Source organism: Pantoea sp. X-Soil-TKNS-1211 (assembly GCF_059730495.1).
The window spans coordinates 2507375-2525835 of sequence record NZ_AP035953.1; the positions used below are offsets into that span (position 1 = coordinate 2507375).

21 protein-coding genes are annotated in these 18461 nt (G+C 52.8%); 12 read left to right on the top strand and 9 right to left on the bottom strand.

Translation table 11 applies throughout. The features are described from left to right. The first annotated feature begins 113 nt into the window (after window positions 1-113). Window positions 114-458: a RidA family protein gene (locus AC6I8W_RS12000; RefSeq protein WP_497838177.1), complete on the top strand. Its 345-nt coding sequence runs from the start codon at window positions 114-116 to the stop codon at window positions 456-458. Window positions 459-471: 13 nt separating this feature from the next. Here AC6I8W_RS12000 and AC6I8W_RS12005 read toward each other — a convergent pair whose 3' ends face one another. Beyond that, window positions 472-657: a YoaH family protein gene (locus tag AC6I8W_RS12005; protein ID WP_480364055.1), complete on the bottom strand. Its 186-nt coding sequence runs from the start codon at window positions 655-657 to the stop codon at window positions 472-474. Window positions 658-768: 111 nt separating this feature from the next. Between AC6I8W_RS12005 and pabB the strand changes: the two genes are divergently transcribed. The 4 genes from pabB (at window position 769) to pdeD (ending at window position 6058) form a co-directional block, all read left to right on the top strand. Then, window positions 769-2127: an aminodeoxychorismate synthase component 1 gene (gene pabB, locus AC6I8W_RS12010; protein WP_497835193.1), complete on the top strand. Its 1359-nt coding sequence runs from the start codon at window positions 769-771 to the stop codon at window positions 2125-2127. 1 nt (window position 2128) lies between these two features. Next, on the top strand, window positions 2129-2707 hold the full coding sequence (locus AC6I8W_RS12015; protein WP_497835194.1) for a CoA pyrophosphatase: 579 nt from the start codon (window positions 2129-2131) through the stop codon (window positions 2705-2707). Window positions 2708-2892: 185 nt separating this feature from the next. After that, window positions 2893-4257: an L-serine ammonia-lyase gene (locus AC6I8W_RS12020; RefSeq protein WP_497835195.1), complete on the top strand. Its 1365-nt coding sequence runs from the start codon at window positions 2893-2895 to the stop codon at window positions 4255-4257. A gap of 238 nt (window positions 4258-4495) precedes the next feature. Beyond that, complete coding sequence (pdeD, locus tag AC6I8W_RS12025) at window positions 4496-6058, top strand: cyclic di-3',5'-guanosine monophosphate phosphodiesterase PdeD (RefSeq protein ID WP_497835196.1); 1563 nt, start codon at window positions 4496-4498, stop codon at window positions 6056-6058. A gap of 108 nt (window positions 6059-6166) precedes the next feature. Here pdeD and AC6I8W_RS12030 read toward each other — a convergent pair whose 3' ends face one another. Continuing rightward, a complete protein-coding gene (locus AC6I8W_RS12030; protein WP_497835197.1) occupies window positions 6167-7726 on the bottom strand; it encodes a TerC family protein in 1560 nt (519 codons plus the stop codon). A gap of 2 nt (window positions 7727-7728) precedes the next feature. Between AC6I8W_RS12030 and AC6I8W_RS12035 the strand changes: the two genes are divergently transcribed. The 5 genes from AC6I8W_RS12035 to AC6I8W_RS12055 all read left to right on the top strand — a co-directional run bounded on the left by AC6I8W_RS12035 (window position 7729) and on the right by AC6I8W_RS12055 (window position 11466). Beyond that, the gene (locus AC6I8W_RS12035) at window positions 7729-7914 is read left to right on the top strand and encodes a hypothetical protein (RefSeq protein WP_497835198.1); all 186 of its coding nucleotides are present in this window, start codon (window positions 7729-7731) and stop codon (window positions 7912-7914) included. A 322-nt stretch (window positions 7915-8236) separates the two neighbouring features. Further along, a complete protein-coding gene (gene manX, locus AC6I8W_RS12040) occupies window positions 8237-9199 on the top strand; it encodes a PTS mannose transporter subunit IIAB (RefSeq protein ID WP_497835199.1) in 963 nt (320 codons plus the stop codon). Between the two features lie 62 nt (window positions 9200-9261). Beyond that, window positions 9262-10059, top strand: coding sequence for a PTS mannose/fructose/sorbose transporter subunit IIC (locus AC6I8W_RS12045; protein ID WP_497835200.1), 798 nt, complete (start codon window positions 9262-9264; stop codon window positions 10057-10059). 15 nt (window positions 10060-10074) lie between these two features. After that, window positions 10075-10920, top strand: coding sequence for a PTS mannose transporter subunit IID (locus AC6I8W_RS12050; RefSeq protein WP_497835201.1), 846 nt, complete (start codon window positions 10075-10077; stop codon window positions 10918-10920). Between the two features lie 87 nt (window positions 10921-11007). Next, the gene (locus tag AC6I8W_RS12055) at window positions 11008-11466 is read left to right on the top strand and encodes a DUF986 family protein (protein WP_497835202.1); all 459 of its coding nucleotides are present in this window, start codon (window positions 11008-11010) and stop codon (window positions 11464-11466) included. On the opposite strand, the gene rlmA is transcribed toward AC6I8W_RS12055, so the two are convergent. From rlmA to AC6I8W_RS12080, 5 genes are all read right to left on the bottom strand, one after another. Then, entirely contained in the window at window positions 11463-12269 is an 807-nt protein-coding gene (gene rlmA / locus AC6I8W_RS12060; protein ID WP_497835203.1) for a 23S rRNA (guanine(745)-N(1))-methyltransferase, read from the bottom strand. The genes AC6I8W_RS12055 and rlmA overlap by 4 nt on opposite strands. A gap of 139 nt (window positions 12270-12408) precedes the next feature. Then, window positions 12409-12618 (bottom strand): transcription antiterminator/RNA stability regulator CspE, encoded by a 210-nt coding sequence (cspE, locus tag AC6I8W_RS12065; RefSeq protein WP_001062678.1) that lies wholly within the window; start codon window positions 12616-12618, stop codon window positions 12409-12411. A gap of 77 nt (window positions 12619-12695) precedes the next feature. Next, window positions 12696-12776, bottom strand: a complete 81-nt coding sequence (locus AC6I8W_RS12070; protein WP_139810977.1) for a DUF2627 domain-containing protein — start codon at window positions 12774-12776, stop codon at window positions 12696-12698. Between the two features lie 529 nt (window positions 12777-13305). Further along, on the bottom strand, window positions 13306-14316 hold the full coding sequence (locus AC6I8W_RS12075) for an MBL fold metallo-hydrolase (RefSeq protein ID WP_497835204.1): 1011 nt from the start codon (window positions 14314-14316) through the stop codon (window positions 13306-13308). Window positions 14317-14334: 18 nt separating this feature from the next. After that, the gene (locus tag AC6I8W_RS12080; RefSeq protein WP_480364064.1) at window positions 14335-14607 is read right to left on the bottom strand and encodes a YebO family protein; all 273 of its coding nucleotides are present in this window, start codon (window positions 14605-14607) and stop codon (window positions 14335-14337) included. 210 nt (window positions 14608-14817) lie between these two features. Between AC6I8W_RS12080 and AC6I8W_RS12085 the strand changes: the two genes are divergently transcribed. Continuing rightward, the gene (locus tag AC6I8W_RS12085) at window positions 14818-15054 is read left to right on the top strand and encodes a YobH family protein (protein ID WP_013509409.1); all 237 of its coding nucleotides are present in this window, start codon (window positions 14818-14820) and stop codon (window positions 15052-15054) included. 42 nt (window positions 15055-15096) lie between these two features. Here AC6I8W_RS12085 and kdgR read toward each other — a convergent pair whose 3' ends face one another. Continuing rightward, a complete protein-coding gene (kdgR, locus tag AC6I8W_RS12090) occupies window positions 15097-15888 on the bottom strand; it encodes a DNA-binding transcriptional regulator KdgR (RefSeq protein WP_497835205.1) in 792 nt (263 codons plus the stop codon). A 190-nt stretch (window positions 15889-16078) separates the two neighbouring features. Between kdgR and AC6I8W_RS12095 the strand changes: the two genes are divergently transcribed. After that, window positions 16079-17461 (top strand): MFS transporter, encoded by a 1383-nt coding sequence (locus AC6I8W_RS12095; RefSeq protein ID WP_497835206.1) that lies wholly within the window; start codon window positions 16079-16081, stop codon window positions 17459-17461. 78 nt (window positions 17462-17539) lie between these two features. Here the strand turns inward: AC6I8W_RS12095 and htpX are convergent, their stop codons facing one another. Beyond that, window positions 17540-18421, bottom strand: a complete 882-nt coding sequence (gene htpX / locus AC6I8W_RS12100; RefSeq protein WP_480364067.1) for a protease HtpX — start codon at window positions 18419-18421, stop codon at window positions 17540-17542. Between the last annotated feature and the right edge of the window lie 40 nt (window positions 18422-18461).

Consider the following 18461-nt stretch of genomic DNA (forward strand, 5'->3'; position numbering starts at 1 on the left):
CGATTACTCATAAGTACTGTAATTATGTCAGGATTCTTTTGATGCGACCACAACAGATGACAGCACCCCCGCGGATATGGCAGGCTAGCGCTGCGATAAATAAGGAGAAAATGATGACCATTACGCGTATTGATCCAGAGCACCGCATGTCGGAAGCAGTGATCCATAATCAGACGGTGTACTACACCAGCGTGCCGGAGAATCTTGATGAAAATGCGGAGGCGCAAACCGCCAACGCGCTGGCAGTGATCGACGCCATTCTGACCCGCGTCGGTTCAGATAAAAGCAAAATTATCGACGCCACGATCTTCCTGGTCGATAAAGCCGATTTCCCGGCGATGAACCGTGCCTGGGATGCCTGGGTTTCACCGGACAATGCACCGGTGCGTTGCACCGTGCAGGCCGGTTTGATGAATCCGAAATATAAAGTCGAAATTAAGATCATCGCCGCGTTATAAACCCATTCGGGCGTCAGATGTCCTCTTCGTCGTCTTCAAAACGCGCCCGAATTTGCTCTCCCTGATGACTCTGGCGAATTTCGTGCGCCACCTGCGCAATCGCCTGACCACTGGCCATACCGCCTGCCATCAGTTCCTGAATGCGTTCCACCGCCTGCTGCTGCTGTTCGTGAGATAATGCCGGAAGACCTGAAAACATAACTCGCTCCTGGGAAAAAGGGGATGCATTATTCCATGCGGAACAAACAGGTGCCAGCAACAAAAAAATGTGTCAGGCTAACGTCTTTGTTGCTGTTATCTGATTTGTCTCATGATCGTAAAAACCCTCGCTCTCAATTATACGCCGGATATGCTGACACAGCTGTTTTCTCCCCTTGCTCATCAGCCGTGGGCGATGCTGCTGACCTCGGGCCTGGCCGATCATGCCGATAACCGTTTTGATATTTTAACCGCCGATCCACGCGTTACCCTGACTACCCAAGGGAGCATGACCGTAATCGACTTTCAGGACAGCATCCAAACCTCGTCGGACGATCCCCTGCGCTTGCTTCAGCAGCAGTGCGACGCACTGGGTGTGCAACCTGCGGTTGACCCTGATTTGCCTTTCCAGGGTGGCGCGCTGGGCTTATTTGGTTATGATCTGGGACGTCGTTTCGAAACCTTGCCTGAGCTGGCGCAGCGTGACCTCAACACGCCGGATATGGCTGTCGGGATTTATGACTGGGCGTTGATCGCCGACCACCAATTGCGCCGTCTGACGCTGGTGTCGCTGGATGATGCCGACGCGCGCTGGCAGTGGTTACAAGCACAAAGCGCCCCAGTGCCACAACCTTTTGCCCTGACCAGTGACTGGCAATCCAATCTGAGTTTCGCGGACTACGCCCGGCGTTTTGCCACGGTGCAGGCCTATATTCAGGCAGGCGATTGCTACCAGGTCAATTTGGCTCAGCGCTTTCAGGCCAGCTATCAGGGTGATGAGTGGCAGGCTTTCCAGCGTCTGAATGAAACCAATCGCGCCCCCTTCAGCGCCTTTCTGCGGCTGCCGCACAGTGTGATTCTTAGTCTGTCACCCGAGCGCTTTCTTTCCCTACAACAACGGGTGATTGAAACCCGACCGATTAAAGGCACGCGTCCACGCATGACAGATCCCATTGCCGATCGTCAGCAGGCGGAAGAACTGGCGCATGCAGAGAAAGATCGTGCGGAAAATTTGATGATTGTCGACCTGCTGCGCAATGATATCGGGCGCGTCGCCGAACCCGGTAGCGTTAGCGTGCCGGAGTTATTTGTCGTGGAGCCTTTCCCCGCAGTGCATCATCTGGTGAGTACCGTGCGTGCGCTGCTGCCAGCGCGGCTTGCCGCCACTGACCTGCTGCGCGCCTGTTTTCCCGGTGGCTCCATCACTGGCGCACCGAAGATCCGTGCTATGGAGATCATTGAGGAGCTTGAACCGCAGCGCCGCAATGCCTGGTGCGGCAGCATTGGTTACATCAGCCTGTGCGGCCGGATGGATACGAGCATCACCATCCGCACACTGATCGCCGAAAACCAGCGGTTATACTGCGCGGCAGGCGGTGGACTGGTGGCCGACAGCGACGTCACCGCTGAATATCAGGAGACGTTGCATAAAGTGAATCGCATTCTCCCCAGCCTGCGGGAACTGGCCTGATATGAACCACGACCTGACCCTTGAGCAATTTCTCAGCCGCTTTGTGTTACAAGCGCCCATTGCCCCGGCAAAAACCGCCATCAACGGTCGGCGCGCTGCCGTGCTTGTCCCGGTGATTAACGATATCGAACCGGGGTTGTTGCTGACGCGCCGTTCCTCCCGGTTACGTAAACATGCCGGTCAGGTGGCTTTTCCTGGGGGGATGCAGGATGCCAGCGATGGCTCACTCATCCATACCGCCCTGCGTGAAGCACAGGAGGAAGTCGGCATTCAGCCGGATCAAGTACAGGTGGTTGGCGTGCTGCCCGCAGTAACCAGTAGCACCGGCTTTGCCGTCACGCCGGTGATCGGCATCATTCCCGCCGGGCTGCCATTGGCGATTAACCCTGATGAAGTCGAAAGCGCCTTCGCCATGCCGCTGGCGGAAGCTTTACGTCTCAGTCGCTACAGCGGCCTGACACTGCGGCGTGGTCATCGTCAGCATCAGGTGTGGCTTTCCTGGTACGAAGATTATTTTATCTGGGGCATGACTGCGGGCATTATTCGCGCGCTTGGTCAGCAAATTGCCTTGCCGGGTTAATGTATTCCCTCCTTGCCATTTCTTTCTGCATTGGTTTTGCCTCCTGCAATGGATAACTATTTCTGTGCTGTATAATTAGTTTATTTCATGCGAAAAGCTGCTCCTGATACCGCGCGTGCGATTACTATTAGCCGCATAAAACGGCCTGAGCCGTAGAAAAATAAGCTTTGTGAGGAGTGTCACCGGTGATTAGTGTTTTTGACATGTTTAAAGTGGGGATCGGCCCCTCCAGTTCGCATACCGTCGGCCCAATGAAAGCGGGCAAACAGTTTGTCGATCTGCTGGCCGAACAGGGTAAGTTGCAGGACGTCACGCGGGTTGCGGTGGACGTTTACGGCTCCCTGTCGCTCACGGGTAAAGGTCATCACACTGACATCGCCATCATCATGGGTCTGGCCGGCGCAGCGCCCGCTACCGTCGATATCGACAGCATTCCCGCGTTTATCCAGGATGTTGAGCAACGCGAACGCCTGTTGCTGGCGAACGGCGCACACGAAGTCGATTTTCCGCGTGAAGGAGGCATGGTGTTCCGCAGCGAGAACTTGTCGTTGCATGAAAATGGCCTGACACTCTTTGCCTTCGCCGGTGATCTGCTGATCCTGAGCAAAACGTATTACTCGATCGGCGGCGGTTTTATCGTTGATGAAGAACATTTTGGTCAATCGGTGCTGGAGCAGGTCTCCGTACCGTATCCGTTCCACTCTGCCAAAGAGTTGCTCGGCCATTGGCGGGAGAGCGGTCTGTCGCTGTCAGGTCTGGTATTGAAGAATGAGCTGGCGCTGCACAATCGCGATGAAATCTTTAGCTATTTCGCCAACGTCTGGCAGACCATGCAGGCTTGCATTGACCGCGGCCTGAATACCGAAGGTGTGCTGCCGGGACCATTGCGTGTGCCGCGCCGTGCCGCTTCACTGCGCCGTTTGCTGGTCTCCTCTACCAAACACTCCAACGATCCGATGAACGTGATTGACTGGGTCAATATATTTGCGTTGGCGGTCAATGAAGAGAATGCTGCCGGTGGGCGCGTCGTCACCGCCCCAACCAACGGGGCCTGCGGTATCGTGCCTGCGGTGCTGGCGTACTACGATCATTTTATTGAAAGCGTCACACCTGACATTTATATCCGTTATTTCCTCGCCTCCGGTGCCATTGGCATTTTGTATAAAATGAATGCATCCATTTCCGGTGCTGAAGTGGGTTGCCAGGGGGAAGTGGGTGTAGCCTGCTCGATGGCAGCTGCCGGACTGGCTGAACTGCTGGGTGCCAGCCCGGAGCAGGTGTGTGTAGCCGCTGAAATTGGCATGGAACATAACCTCGGTCTGACCTGCGATCCGGTCGCGGGTCAGGTACAGGTGCCCTGTATCGAACGCAATGCCATTGCCTCTGTAAAAGCCATCAATGCAGCGCGCATGGCGCTTCGCCGCACCAGTGAACCGCGCGTCTCACTGGATAAGGTGATCGAGACAATGTATGAGACCGGTAAAGATATGAATGCGAAATACCGTGAGACTTCGCGCGGCGGCCTGGCCATTAAGGTACAGTGTGACTAACCCCATCGCACAGTTGCTTTATTCGGTGAGCAAAAAAACACCGATTGAACACTTTTATGCAACTGCTGCTACCTCCAACCTGCTAAACCAGATAGAGTAATTTACGCGCGGCCCTCGTTGGCCGCGCCGCTTTTTCAGTACCGCTTTTTTTCCTGAGCCGTGCTAAACCTGGCCGCCGCTATGCCGATAACCCATAAGTTCTTTGGCTTTATTCTTAGTCTTTGCAAGGTGGTTACTGATGCTCATAGCCCAGCAATTTGTTGGTCAATTTCGCCGTAAGCGATTGCTTATTGCGTTAGTGATCGCCGCGCTGGTTTTAGTTCTAACGCTGACTTTTCGCTATATTGAAGAGAAGTCACGTATTGAGCAGCAGTCTCTGGATTTTGCCTCTCGCGCCATCGAACGTTTTGATCGCATGTTTTCGCCGCTGGATGTCTCCGCCAATAACACCCTCGGTCTGGTTGGGGTAACCTGCCCACAGGTCCGTTTTCCGCTGATCGAAAAAATCGCTGCACTGCAAACCGTGCGCTCGATTTTATTGGTGGAGAATGACACGCTGTATTGCTCCAGTATTTACGGACCGCAAAATATTTCTTTTAGCCAGACGTATCCCGAGTTAGCGATTAATAATGAGCGCATGATGCTCACCACCGACGATTATCTGTTAAAAGGTTCCCCGGTATTGCTGCTGTGGACACCCAAGTCACTGGATAATCGGGAAGGTTTATTGCAGGTGATTAATATTGAGTTAATGACCAATTACCTGCTCGAACCGCAATTACCGTGGGTGGAACGTGCCATTTTTAACGTCGGTGGACAAAGCCTGGAATATGGCAATCCGCTGATTGAACCAACGGTGCCATCGGAAGATGAAGTCGCCTATGAGCAGGCCTCACTACGCTATCCCTATACCATCACGCTGTACGGCCCCTCACCGGCACGTCTGGCGTTGAGCACCCTGCCATCGCAGCTGCCGCTGGCGGTGCTGCTCAGTTTATTGATGGGCTATATCGTCTGGCTGGCGACCGCCAACCGTATGAGCCTCAGTTGGCAAATCAGTTATGGCATCACCGCCAATGAATTTATGGTTTATTGTCAGCCACTGATTAACGCCAAAAGTGGTGAGTGTGATGGTATCGAGCTGCTGCTACGCTGGCATAATCCTCGCCAGGGCTGGATCGCGCCGGACGTGTTTATTCCGCTGGCCGAGCGACAGAACCTGATTGCCCCCCTGACACGTTTCGTCATTGCTAAAGTGGTGGATGAACTACCGAATCTGCCCCACTGCCCTTCTTTCCATATCGCGATCAATGTCGCCGCCAGCCACTTTCACGATCGGGCGATTGTTGAAGATCTGCAACGTATCTGGTGGCCAGCTAACCCGTTGCCAAAACTGGTGGTGGAGTTGACCGAACGTGATGCACTACCGGTGATAGATCAGGCGGTGGTGGCCCAACTGCATGAGATTGGCGTCCGTCTGGCTATTGACGACTTTGGCACCGGGCACAGTTCCCTGGCCTATCTGAAAGATCTCAAACCGGATGTACTGAAGATCGACAAGATTTTTACCGCCGCGATTGGCACCGATGCCATTAACGCGACCGTTACCGATATGGTGATTTCACTGGCGCAACGCCTGAATATCGCGCTGGTGGCCGAGGGTGTGGAAACGGCTGAACAGGCACATTATCTACGCGAACGCGGTGTTGACCATTTGCAGGGGTATTTCTACGCGCGTCCGATGCCGATAGAAGACTTCCCTGCCTGGCTGGAGCAACATCAGGCACAGCTGAGTGCGTAGCGGCGCGATTTATCGCGCTTGTTTTGGCACACCGGGAGCAAAATACGCGCGATAAATCGCGCCGCTACAACTGAATGAAAAAAAATGGCACCCGCAGGTGCCAATTTTTTATGCTTCGTCATCCTCGTGCGGCTTGTCTTTTGTCACGCGCACCAAATCGACGCGGTAGTCTGTCGCTTCGAGAATCTGGAAATGCAGCGGCGGCAGATCAATCACCTCACCCGGCAGCGGCAACTGGCCTTTCTGGTCAATCAACAGACCGGCCAACGATGCGTGATCATCCTCAGCTTTCACCAGTTCGTGATAGTCCAGCAGCTGTTGTAATGAGTGCAGATCGGTACCGCCCTTCACCAGCCAGCCTTCACCGTCGGCAATAATATCCGGCGTTTCGTCTTCGTCAGGGAACTCACCGGCAATGGCTTCCAGCACGTCCAGCGGGGTGATCAAACCCTGTACCACGCCGAACTCGTTGGTGACAATAACAAAGCTGCCCTTCGCACGACGCAGCACGCCCAATAAATTGATCGGGTCGAGCGTTTCCGGCACCACAATCGGCGGGGTGTTAGCGGCGAAGGTGGCGACATCCATACCATGTTCCAGCGCCACCAGCAGTTCCTTAGCACGTACCACGCCGATAATCTCATCCAGCTCGCCACGACATACCGGAAACAGGCTGTGGGGCGTGTCCAGTAACTGGATGCGAATTTCATCAAGCGGACGTTCCACATCCACCCACGAGATTTCACCGCGCGGCGTCATAATGCTACGAATAGAACGTTGTGCCAGCGTCAGTACGCCGTTGATCATATAACGTTCTTCATCTTTAAAGGCTTCCTGCGGCATCGCTTCCACCAACGCCTGTTCTTCAGTCGTCGCCGCCTGTTTACGCTGACGACCGCCCATCAGACGCAGAATCGCTTCTGCGGTGCGCTCACGCATCGGACGATGTGCCTGATGGCGGATAAAGTTACGACGCGCAATCTGGTTAAACAATTCGATCAGGATCGAGAAGCCAATCGCCGCATACAGGTAGCCTTTCGGAATATGGAAGCCAAAACCTTCCGCCACCAGTGACAAACCGATCATCAGCAGGAAGCTGAGACACAACACCACCACTGTCGGGTGTGCGTTAACAAAACGGGTCAGCGGTTTGGAGGCCAGCAGCATCACGCCCATCGCGATCACTACCGCCGTCATCATCACGGGCAGATGGTTCACCATCCCCACAGCAGTGATCACCGCATCCAGCGAGAACACCGCATCCAGCACCACAATTTGCGTTACCACCGCCCAGAAACTGGCATAGCTGCGATTACCCTGATGCTCCAGATTGCGGTTCTCCAGCCGTTCATGCAGCTCCATCGTTGCCTTAAACAACAGGAATAAACCACCCGCCAGCAGGATTAAATCGCGCCCGGAAAAGCTGAAATCGCCTACGCTGAATAGGGGCCGCGTTAATGTCACCATCCATGAGATGAGCGACAACAAGCCAAGTCGCATCACCAGCGCCAGCGACAGGCCGATCAGACGCGCTTTATCACGCTGTTTTGGCGGCAGTTTGTCGGCCAGGATAGCAATAAAAACCAGGTTATCGATGCCAAGAACAATTTCCAGCACGACAAGCGTTAGCAAACCCGCCCAGATGGAGGGGTCGAAGAGAAATTCCATCAATGACTCCTTACCAGGGACGAATGCGCGCGAAAGCGGGCCTGCGCCATAAGGCGAGACAACAGATCGTTAACGAAGTGGATTACGCCGCAAGGCGTGGATGCATGCGCCAGCAGGCGCTGAGAAGAGGTGAAGCGACGTCGGTGACGGTCCATAAAGGTGAGCTAATGCCCGGTACTCCTGAATAATAAACAGAACGTTAATGTATCAGTTACATCACTGGCGTCAAAAAATTTTCTTACATTTACAAATGGTAACAGCTTGAAAAAAGGAGAGATAAAAGCACGAATTAACACCGTTGCGCTCTGAATTACTGACAAACATCACATAAATTATTTTTTCACTCACTAAAATAAATCGCGACCTTATCGCTGTGTAGCGGAAAGTTTTGGATTTTTAATCGATGTTTTTCTTCATCTTCGACCGAAACGATCCACAGGAAACAACAACGGTAATTTTCATCGATTCCCGGCGAAGCCAGAGAATCTCTCATGCGAACGGAGGTAGCAAGTGACCATTGCTATTGTAATTGGTACACATGGCTGGGCGGCAGAACAGCTACTTAAAACAGCAGAAATGCTGTTGGGTGAGCAGGAAAATGTCGGATGGATTGATTTCGTTCCCGGCGAAAATGCAGAAACGCTAATTGAAAAGTATCAGGCGCGACTGGCAACAATGGACACCTCGAAAGGTGTGTTGTTCCTGGTCGACACCTGGGGTGGCAGTCCCTTCAACGCGGCAAGCCGCATCGTGGTGGATAAACCGGATCATGATGTGATTGCGGGTGTCAACATTCCGATGCTGGTCGAAGCCCTGATGGGACGTGATGATAATCCCTCACTGGAGGAGTTAATTCACATCGCGTACGAAGCCGGTCGCGAAGGCGTCAAAGTACTGAAAACCAAAACGGCTGAACCTGAACCTGCCGTCCCCGTTGCCAAAGCAGCACCGCAACCACAAAGACCGCTGGCCCCTGGCGAGCATATGAAGATTGGTCTGGCCCGCATTGATGACCGTCTGATTCATGGTCAGGTTGCGACCCGCTGGACCAAAGAAACCAACGTCACACGCATTATTGTTGTCAGTGATGAAGTCGCCAATGACCACGTACGTAAAACGTTACTCACCCAGGTGGCGCCACCCGGTGTGACCGCACACGTGGTGGATGTGGATAAAATGATTCGCGTCTGGAATAACCCGAAATATGGCCGGGACCGCGTCATGCTGCTGTTCACCAATCCGACCGATGTGGAGCGTATCGTTGAACAGGGCGTAGACATTAAATCCGTCAATATCGGCGGGATGGCGTTCCGCCAGGGTAAAACCCAGGTCAACAACGCAGTCTCAGTCGATGAGAAGGACATCGTGGCATTCCGCAAACTGAATGACCGTGGTATCGAACTGGAAGTGCGCAAAGTTTCTAACGACCCGAAACTGAAAATGATGGACCTGATTGCGAAGGTAAATCCGTAATTCGCCATCTGTGCCTGCTCGCGCGGGCGAATACTTTGTGACCTTTGCTTAGGAGAAATGCAATGGAGATAACCTCGCTACAAATCATCTTGATATTTATTGTGGCTTGTATCGCCGGGATGGGATCGATTCTTGATGAGTTCCAGTTCCACCGTCCGTTGGTAGCTTGTACCCTGATCGGTGCCGTGTTAGGTGATATGAAGACCGGTATCATCATCGGCGGTACGCTGGAAATGATCGCCCTGGGTTGGATGAACATCGGTGCCGCAGTCGCACCCGATGCCGCCCTCGCCTCTATCATCTCTACCATTCTGGTTATTGCCGGTGGACAAAACGTCGGCGCCGGTATTGCACTAGCCATTCCGCTGGCGGCGGCCGGTCAGGTGTTAACCATCATCGTTCGTACTATCACCGTGGCCTTCCAACACGCAGCTGATAAAGCGGCAGAGAAAGGCAACTTGTCGGCAATTTCATGGATTCACGTTTCTGCCCTGCTGTTACAGGCGATGCGTATCGCCATCCCGGCATTAATCGTGGCTATCTCGGTCGGTACCAGCGCCGTTCACACCCTGCTGAACTCTATCCCGGAAGTGGTCACTAATGGCCTGAACATCGCCGGTGGCATGATCGTGGTGGTTGGTTACGCGATGGTGATCAACATGATGCGCGCGGGCTATTTGATGCCGTTCTTCTACCTCGGCTTCGTCACTGCCGCATTCACCAACTTCAACCTGGTGGCACTGGGCGTGATCGGCGTGGTCATGGCGGTACTGTACATCCAATTGGCCCCGAAATATAACCGTGTTGCGGGCGCTGCGACAGGTCCTGCGCAAAACGACCTCGACAACGAACTTGATTAAGGAACAGGTGACATCATGGTTGATACAACTAACACTCAAAAGAAACTCACTCCTGGCGATGTCCGTGGCGTGTTCCTGCGCTCCAACCTGTTCCAGGGGTCGTGGAACTTTGAACGTATGCAGGCGCTGGGCTTCTGCTTCTCGATGGTGCCGGTGATTCGCCGACTTTATCCAGAAAATAACGAGGACCGTAAACAGGCCATTAAACGCCACCTGGAATTTTTCAATACCCACCCTTATGTGGCGGCGCCGGTTCTCGGCGTGACGATGGCGATGGAAGAACAACGCGCAAATGGTGCCGCGATTGATGATGGTGCCATCAACGGCATCAAAGTCGGCCTGATGGGACCACTGGCGGGTGTCGGTGACCCGATTTTCTGGGGTACGGTACGTCCGGTGTTCGCTGCCCTCGGGGCGGGGATCGCCATGAGCGGCAGCCTGCTTGGCCCACTGCTGTTTTTCCTGTTGTTTAACATTGCGCGCTTACTGACCCGTTACTACGGCGTGGCCTATGGTTATCGTAAAGGGGTCGATATCGTTAGCGATATGGGCGGTGGTTTCCTGCAAAAACTGACCGAGGGGGCGTCAATTCTCGGCCTGTTTGTCATGGGGGCGCTGGTTAATAAGTGGACACATGTGAATGTGCCACTGGTAGTATCGCGTATCACCGACCAGACCGGCAAAACCACCGTCACTACCGTTCAGTCGATTCTCGACCAACTGATGCCAGGGCTGATCCCACTGCTGTTAACCTTTGGTTGTATGTGGCTGCTGCGCCGCAAGGTCAACGCGCTGTGGATTATCGTCGGCTTCTTTGCGATTGGTATTTTCGGTTACTGGATCGGCTTACTCGGTCTGTAAAACCTTGCCGGGGGCCATGTGCCCCCGGTTGTTTTACAGGAGTGACCTGAGCGCCAACGCTGAGGTCACTCCTGTTAAGGAATCATCATGTCACTGACTGACACCCTGATTGCACTGCTTATCGTTGGCTTGTTGTTGTTTGCAATCTACGATGAGGTCATTCTGCCCCGACGCAACGGACCAACCAAACTGCGTGTGGCGCTACGCCGTCGCCATAAAATCGACAGCGCCATCTTTATCGTATTGTTGTTGATTTTGCTGTGGAATAACGTCAGCCACCAGGGACCGCAACTCACCACAACCTTGCTCATGGTGCTGTGTTTTATGGCGTTCTGGCTGTTCTGGTTGCGCAGCCCGAAATTGTTGATGAAGAATGACGGCTTCTTTTTTGCCGGTGTCTGGATTGATTATCACCGCATTCAAAGTATGAACCTGTCCGAAGACGGCATCCTGGTGATGCAGCTTGAGCAACGTCGTTTGCTGATTGCTGTTAAACAACTCGATGATTTAGAAAAGATTTACCACACGCTGGTGGACGCGCGTTAATCGCGCTGCCAGAGCGTCAGCGTAAAGTCAGCCTCACACTCAAAGGCGGTGGCCGCTGCCAGGCTTTGCCATACGTCCTCACGCGCACGCCAGGCAAATGGCGTCATCTGCAATAAGGTGGTGGCCGCTGAGCCGCTGAGCGTCATGCTATAGCGCAGGTTTTCTTGCTCTATCTGATGAAAGCCGGCATACGCCTTCTCTTCCGTCGTATGCAGCTGCACTTCACGGTAAATCAGCGCCTTGAACTGCTCCAGATGGTGGGGACCGGGTGTGACCGTCAGCAAATAACCACCAGACTTCACCACACGACTCAGCTCCTCTTCATTGCAAGGCGCATAGATACGCACGATGCCGTCGAGTGACGCTTCAGCGAACGGCATCCGTTGGCTGGAGGCGACACAGAATTTTATTGTTCGGTAACGTTTCGCCGCCATGCGAATCGCCGCTTTTGCCACATCCAGACCATAAACCTGCGCCTCTGGCAAAGCAGCGGCCATAGCTGCGGTGTAATAGCCTTCACCACAACCGATATCCAGTAGTTGTGCTGATGCCGTTGGCAGGCGCTGTGCAAGCCATGCTGACACGCGATCACGCAGTGGTTGATAGTATCCGGCATCAAGAAATTCACGGCGCGCCAACAGCATTTCCGGGCTGTCGCCGGGCTGACGTGAGCTTTTATGCTGAACCGGCAGCAGATTGACATACCCTTCTTTGGCCAAATCAAACTGATGACCGGCATCACAGCGGTAGCTGACGCTTTGCAGCAGAAGTGGCTGATGACAAAGTGGGCAAATCAAAGACATAGATAACTCCGGGTTAGCGATTCGCGGCGCAGTGTACCCTGGTCATCTGTTAACAGAAAGGATAAAGAAAAGCCCCGGTCACAGACCGGGGCTTTAGGATTCGTTTCAGTGGTGCATGACACCGAGCCTGGTGACGAAATCAGATAGCAGTGACGTTGACTGCAGCCGGACCTTTCTGGCCGTCCTGGATTTCGAATTCAACATTTTGGCCTTCGGCCAGAGTTTTAAAACCATTGCCCTGGATTGCAGAGAAGTGTACGAACACATCTTTGCTACCGTCAGCAGGAGTGATAAAACCAAAACCTTTAGACTCGTTGAACCACTTAACCTGACCTTTAATTTTTGCCATTTTGCAAATTCCTTAGAGTGTTTATTTTGCCCGAAGGCAGACGTACAGAAAAACCAGAGACATTACTGCATGAGGCACTAATTTAAGGTTTCGGCAAGGAAGCGGTATTCAACGTCAACGTCTTTACTCGTAACTTCTTTACTGAAGATGCCATACATAAACAGAACTGTACCTCGTTTGACCCACGAATCGTTATCACATATCCGCAAATTAATGGCAAGCCATTTTTAAACGGTGATCGACTTGCCGCACATAATTGCTGGCGAAGGCACAAACTTCATCAGCCCACTCCCTTCTTTCCGTCACCAGACCTGCACAAAAAAGGGTTATTGATCAGTAGCGTTACAGCCAAAAATTGTTGTAGTTCAGTGGCTGAATTTTGTCCAATACAACGCTATTTAAATTGATAATCATACGCAAAAAATATTGCACAAATATGGCATAGATAATGAATTCCACCAAAATATTAACGTCTGGCGCAACATATGTGCATCGTGCAAATCCTGTACAATCGTTTTTATCAGGTACAGGTTATTAATAGTTTTGCACCAAAATCAGGAAAATATATTCAACCTTGCCCCAAATATACGCATCCAATCCGTTTGGCAGTTATCTCATTTTTTTCTAACATCAAAACAAATAAATGTTAAAAAAATGCCCTCACACGATGAATTTAACAAAATGCGCTTAGGACAAATCTGAATCGATATTCAGCAGGCTCCGACTTTCCCCTATTCTCCACGGCGCAAAGTCGCTACTGCTCTCGTTTGCAGCACTAAGCGCCTGAGCCAGTACCGCAGGAGGTTCATCCAGCGATTCGTCCGCCAGTTCAAAGACCCCCCAGTGTATTGGGATCGTAACCGGACGGCCGATTTGTTGCCACAATTGTACCGCCTGATCAGGATCCATGTGTTGCCCACGCATGAACCATTTTGGTGCGTAAGCCCCAATTGGCAAGGCGGCCAGATTAAAAGGCCCCAGTTTTTCTGCAATCAGACACAGGTTGTCGCTATAACCTGTGTCACCAGCGAACCAGAAATTGAGCGCTGCATAGCGTATGACCCAGCCACACCATAAGGAACGATTGCGATCGAAAAAGGTGCGCATACTCCAGTGGCGAGCGGGTACCGCAGTAAATTGCAAGCTACCCAGCTCAATACTTTGCCACCAGTCAAGTTCGGTGACATGGCGCACACCGCGACGCTGACACCATTTACCCATGCCTAACGGCACCAGAAAACGTGCCTGGGGAAATTGCCGGGCGATGTGTTTAACTGTTGGGCGGTCCAGATGATCATAATGATTGTGCGAGATCAGCACATAATCCAGATGCGGTAGCTGCGCCACACTTAATGGCGCTGGTGTTTTGCGTTGTGGTCCCGCAAAGGGTAAAGGGGATGCGCGATGTGAAAGCGCAGGATCAATCAACAGATAGCGCTGATCCAGACGCAGTAACAAGGCAGCATGACCGAGCCACCAGATGCGGTCGTCTGTGCCGGTTAAATCCACCGGCCGACACCAGTCGCTAATAAACGCCGGATAACCCGCCTGCGGCGGAAAAGGTAATCCCTGCTCTTTACGCTCACGTTGCCAGCGTTGTAGATCTCCCGGTTGCCTCAACTCTTCTTCCGGGTTACGAAAACCCTGCGGTGTATGGTGCGTTTTCGCTGCATCGTACCAGGGATTTTGCCAGGCCATTACCACTCCATCCGTCGATTAACGCTCTGGGATCAGACGAATAAAATCACGTTTTTCGTCTTCTTCCTCTGCATCTTTCGTTGCTGTGTCAGGCTGTGCATCCGCCAGGCGGCGCAACAACGCATTTTGCTTTTTCTGTTCTTCCAACAGCGTTTCCAGCAACTGTATCTGCTCGCTGGCACGCACGCTGGCCCGGTTGACAAAGAACCAGGCGATAAAGGCCACAACGATAATGATGGCCAGTACACCGTAGCTGAACAATGGACTGGAATTTGCGGCTAACTCATTCATAACTGCCTCAGATTACTGATTAACGTCAAATACTCACTTAGCGAGTGATTCTACTCTTTGCGACGGGAAAAGATAATGGGGACCGACTGAATGCAGATTTTCCTGTACAGCATCTTTCAGTTATCTCTGATCGACCCACTGAGGCAAGCTGCTACTATAGTGATGGCAGCAGCATCTGGACAGCTGCGTTATGTATCACATGGAGACTAAATGAAACTATTCATCCGGGCGATTGTAGTGATCGCCGTTATCTGGCTGGCGATGTTATTCACAGGCTATGGTGTGTTGACCGGCAGCAATAAAAACGCTGCCGGGCTGGGCCTGCAATGTAGTTATCTCACCGCACGAGGCATGATCACCGCGCAGTACCTGCATACCGATAGCGGCATTGTCGGCGTGACCGACTGCCCGATACTGAAGAAAAGTGGCGAAGTGGTCGATAATTAATTACTGAATAAACGGGCTGGCAACAGCCCGTTTATTACTGACTCAGAAAGGATATTCGTGGTAGCCCATCTGTTCTGAAACCGCGCGTGCGGCACGATGCAGCATCGCCACGTATTCGTTTTTCCCCTCTTCGGAGAACCGAATGGTGGGGAATGAGATGCTAAGACCCGCAATCACTACGCCGAATCGATCAAATACCGGCACGGCAATACAACGCAACCCCTCTTCCTGCTCTTCATTATCTTCGCCAAAACCCTGCACTTTTACCTGATCGAGCACCTTAAGCAGTGCCTCAGCGCTAACGATGGTATTGGCAGTGCTGCGACGAAATTCCACTTCACTGAGGATTTCCTGCACTTCGCTACGATCGCGCCATGCCAGCAGCACTTTACCAATCGCGGTGGTATGCAGCGGGTTACGGCGACCAATGCGTGAATACATGCGCAGATTGTAGAGCGAATCGATTTTATGGATATAAACGATACTGTCTTCTTCCAGCGCACCGAGATGGATGGTCTCTTTGGTCAACCGCGACAGTTCACGCATCTGCACATCCGCACTGCGAATCAGATCAACGTTCTGCAATGCCTTCGCACCCAATTCGAATAACTTGAGCGTTAGCGAATATTTTTCCGTTTCCCCTTCCTGAGCGACATAACCCAGCGACTTCATGGTTTGCAAGAAGCGATAAACGGTGCTTTTTGACATCATCACGCGCTGGGACAGCTCCGTAATGCCGTGGTCGCGCTCTTCGCCCAGCGCCTGCAAAATACCAAACACCTTCATCACCGATGAGACGGAATCAGGCTGCTTATCATTATCAGCGTTCGCCATCGCGTATCCTTTTTTGAGGTTGTTTCAAAAAAAACGGAACAATGGCGTCAGTATATTCGCTTCGAGCCTTCAGCGGCAATCGATAGCACTCAGCGACACATTCCCTGATACTTTTTGTCACTCTATGCGGTGCTTTCCGTTACAGAATTGATTAGCATGATGATATTCACTTCCTTCACTTATTCTCCCTATGTCCGCAAGCTCACTTCAGGATGGTTTACCCGTTCCACAGCGTTATGGCGCCATTATCACCATTGCGCTGGGTATTATGATGGCGGTACTGGATGGCGCGATTGCCAATGTCGCTCTACCTACCATTTCACGTGAATTACACGCCAGCCCGGCGGAATCGATCTGGATTGTCAACGCCTACCAGATCGCTATCGTTATCTCGTTGCTTTCACTTTCGTTTCTGGGTGACATGCTTGGCTATCGACGTGTTTATCAGGCAGGTCTGGCGCTGTTCATCGCTACGTCGCTATTCTGTGCGCTCTCTTCATCGCTAAATATGCTGACGGTGGCTCGCGTATTGCAGGGGTTTGGCGGTGCCGCGTTGATGAGCGTTAATACCGCCTTGATACGTATTATTTACCCGCAGCGTTTTCTCGGGCGTGGCATGGCGATTAACTCGCTGATTGTCGCGGTATCAACGGCAGCTGGCCCGACGGTGGCCGCAGCTATTCTCTCCGTAGCCAGCTGGAAATGGCTGTTTCTGATCAACGTACCGCTCGGTATCATTGCGCTGTGGCTAGCCCTACGTTTCCTGCCAGATAACCAGCAGAAGGCGAAGCAGCAGAAATTTGATGTGACCAGTGCAGTGATGAACGCCCTGTTTTTTGGCTTACTGATCTCGGCACTGAGCGGCTTCGCCCAGGGGCAAAGCCACTGGCTGATCCTCAGCGAATTGGTCGCGCTGCTGTTGGTAGGCGTGGTGTTTATTCGTCGTCAGTTAGCGATGCCAGTGCCGCTGTTGCCGGTGGATTTACTCCGCATCCCCATCTTCACCCTTTCGATCTGTACATCAATCTGTTCATTTTGCGCCCAGATGCTGGCAATGGTTTCGTTACCCTTCTTTCTGCAAAACGTGCTGGGACGGGATGAAGTGGCAACCGGCCTTCTGCTGACGCCCTGGCCGCTGGCGACGATGGTGATGGCACCCATTGCCGGCCGCCTGATTGAGAAGGTCCACGCGGGCTTGCTGGGTGGCCTGGGACTGGCGATGTTTGCTGCCGGATTGTTCCTGCTGGCCTTGTTGCCTGCCCAACCGGGTGATATCGATATCATCTGGCGCATGATGCTGTGTGGTGCCGGTTTTGGTCTGTTCCAGTCACCGAACAATCACACCATCATCTCTTCCGCGCCACGTAACCGTAGCGGGGGTGCCAGCGGGATGCTGGGCACGGCACGCCTGTTGGGACAAAGCAGCGGTGCCGCATTGGTGGCATTGATGTTTAACCTGTTTAGCGAGAGCGGCACGCACGCCTCGTTGATTCTGGCGGGTGCCTTCTCTACTGTCGCCGCAGTGGTGAGTATGGCGCGCATGACGCAATCGCGGGAGACGGCGGAGTCATAAAACCGTAGCGGCGTAATTTATTACGCCTTGCCGAAAAGGCACGTTTGCGCGATAGATCGCGCCGCTACAGAAACCGCGTTATTTCAGGTAGGCACCGCTACGCAGCGCTTCAATACGCTTATCCAGCGGTGGATGTGACATAAACAACTCGCTCAGCGACTTACCTTTACCATTGATACAGAACGCCATCATGCTGCTCGGCTCCTGCGGTTCATAACTGGTTTTCAGGCGCTGCAACGCGGCAATCATTTTCTCACGACCTACCAGTTTCGCTGAGCCGGCATCAGCATGGAACTCACGATGCCGTGAGAACCACATGGTAATGATGCTGGCGAGGATACCGAACACCAGTTCCAGCACGGTAGCAACCGCAAAATAGACCAGCGGGTTGCCGTTGCTACTCTCTTCACCATCGCGGTTGCCAGACAGAAAGCCTGAAGCCACCTGGGCAATGATACGCGAGATAAAGATGACGAAGGTGTTCACAATCCCCTGGATTAGCGTCATGGTGACCATGTCACCATTGGCGATATGGCTGATTTCGTGTGCCAGTACCGCTTCCGCCTCATCGCGGCTCATGTTCTGCAACAGCCCGGTTGAGACCGCAACCAGCGACGCATCACGGCGCGCGCCCGTTGCAAAGGCGTTGATATCCGGCGCGTGATAAATCGCCACCTGCGGCATCGCAATGCCAGCCTGCTGTGCCTGGCGACCAACGGTATCCATCAGCCAGCGTTCTGTCTCGTTGCGGGGTTGTGCAATCACTTCACCGCCCACCGAGCGTAACGCCATCCATTTAGACATCAGCAGTGAAACAAACGCACCGCCGAAGCCAAACAGACCTGCCATAATCATCAGACCCTGAACACTGCTTGACTGGATTCCTGTCAGACTGAGAATCAATCCGAATACCAACATCACCGCCAGGTTGGTGATCAGGAAAAGCGCAATACGCATCATAAACGTTAATCTTCCTCAGTTGTGCACGCGCTTATGCGCG

What these genes read in the sequence shown, in the direction of transcription:
- AC6I8W_RS12080 (WP_480364064.1), bottom strand. Translation starts at nt 14,607, where the DNA reads ATGAATGAGTTAGCCGCAAATTCCAGTCCATTGTTCAGCTACGGTGTA.
- AC6I8W_RS12035 (WP_497835198.1), top strand. Translation starts at nt 7,729, where the DNA reads ATGACTCCTTACCAGGGACGAATGCGCGCGAAAGCGGGCCTGCGCCAT.
- AC6I8W_RS12000 (WP_497838177.1), top strand. Translation starts at nt 114, where the DNA reads ATGACCATTACGCGTATTGATCCAGAGCACCGCATGTCGGAAGCAGTG.
- rlmA (WP_497835203.1), bottom strand. Translation starts at nt 12,269, where the DNA reads ATGTCTTTGATTTGCCCACTTTGTCATCAGCCACTTCTGCTGCAAAGC.
- pdeD (WP_497835196.1), top strand. Translation starts at nt 4,496, where the DNA reads ATGCTCATAGCCCAGCAATTTGTTGGTCAATTTCGCCGTAAGCGATTG.
- AC6I8W_RS12075 (WP_497835204.1), bottom strand. Translation starts at nt 14,316, where the DNA reads ATGGCCTGGCAAAATCCCTGGTACGATGCAGCGAAAACGCACCATACA.
- kdgR (WP_497835205.1), bottom strand. Translation starts at nt 15,888, where the DNA reads ATGGCGAACGCTGATAATGATAAGCAGCCTGATTCCGTCTCATCGGTG.
- AC6I8W_RS12050 (WP_497835201.1), top strand. Translation starts at nt 10,075, where the DNA reads ATGGTTGATACAACTAACACTCAAAAGAAACTCACTCCTGGCGATGTC.
- pabB (WP_497835193.1), top strand. Translation starts at nt 769, where the DNA reads ATGATCGTAAAAACCCTCGCTCTCAATTATACGCCGGATATGCTGACA.
- AC6I8W_RS12085 (WP_013509409.1), top strand. Translation starts at nt 14,818, where the DNA reads ATGAAACTATTCATCCGGGCGATTGTAGTGATCGCCGTTATCTGGCTG.
- AC6I8W_RS12030 (WP_497835197.1), bottom strand. Translation starts at nt 7,726, where the DNA reads ATGGAATTTCTCTTCGACCCCTCCATCTGGGCGGGTTTGCTAACGCTT.
- cspE (WP_001062678.1), bottom strand. Translation starts at nt 12,618, where the DNA reads ATGGCAAAAATTAAAGGTCAGGTTAAGTGGTTCAACGAGTCTAAAGGT.
- htpX (WP_480364067.1), bottom strand. Translation starts at nt 18,421, where the DNA reads ATGATGCGTATTGCGCTTTTCCTGATCACCAACCTGGCGGTGATGTTG.
- AC6I8W_RS12070 (WP_139810977.1), bottom strand. Translation starts at nt 12,776, where the DNA reads ATGTATGGCATCTTCAGTAAAGAAGTTACGAGTAAAGACGTTGACGTT.
- AC6I8W_RS12055 (WP_497835202.1), top strand. Translation starts at nt 11,008, where the DNA reads ATGTCACTGACTGACACCCTGATTGCACTGCTTATCGTTGGCTTGTTG.
- AC6I8W_RS12015 (WP_497835194.1), top strand. Translation starts at nt 2,129, where the DNA reads ATGAACCACGACCTGACCCTTGAGCAATTTCTCAGCCGCTTTGTGTTA.
- AC6I8W_RS12095 (WP_497835206.1), top strand. Translation starts at nt 16,079, where the DNA reads ATGTCCGCAAGCTCACTTCAGGATGGTTTACCCGTTCCACAGCGTTAT.
- AC6I8W_RS12005 (WP_480364055.1), bottom strand. Translation starts at nt 657, where the DNA reads ATGTTTTCAGGTCTTCCGGCATTATCTCACGAACAGCAGCAGCAGGCG.
- AC6I8W_RS12045 (WP_497835200.1), top strand. Translation starts at nt 9,262, where the DNA reads ATGGAGATAACCTCGCTACAAATCATCTTGATATTTATTGTGGCTTGT.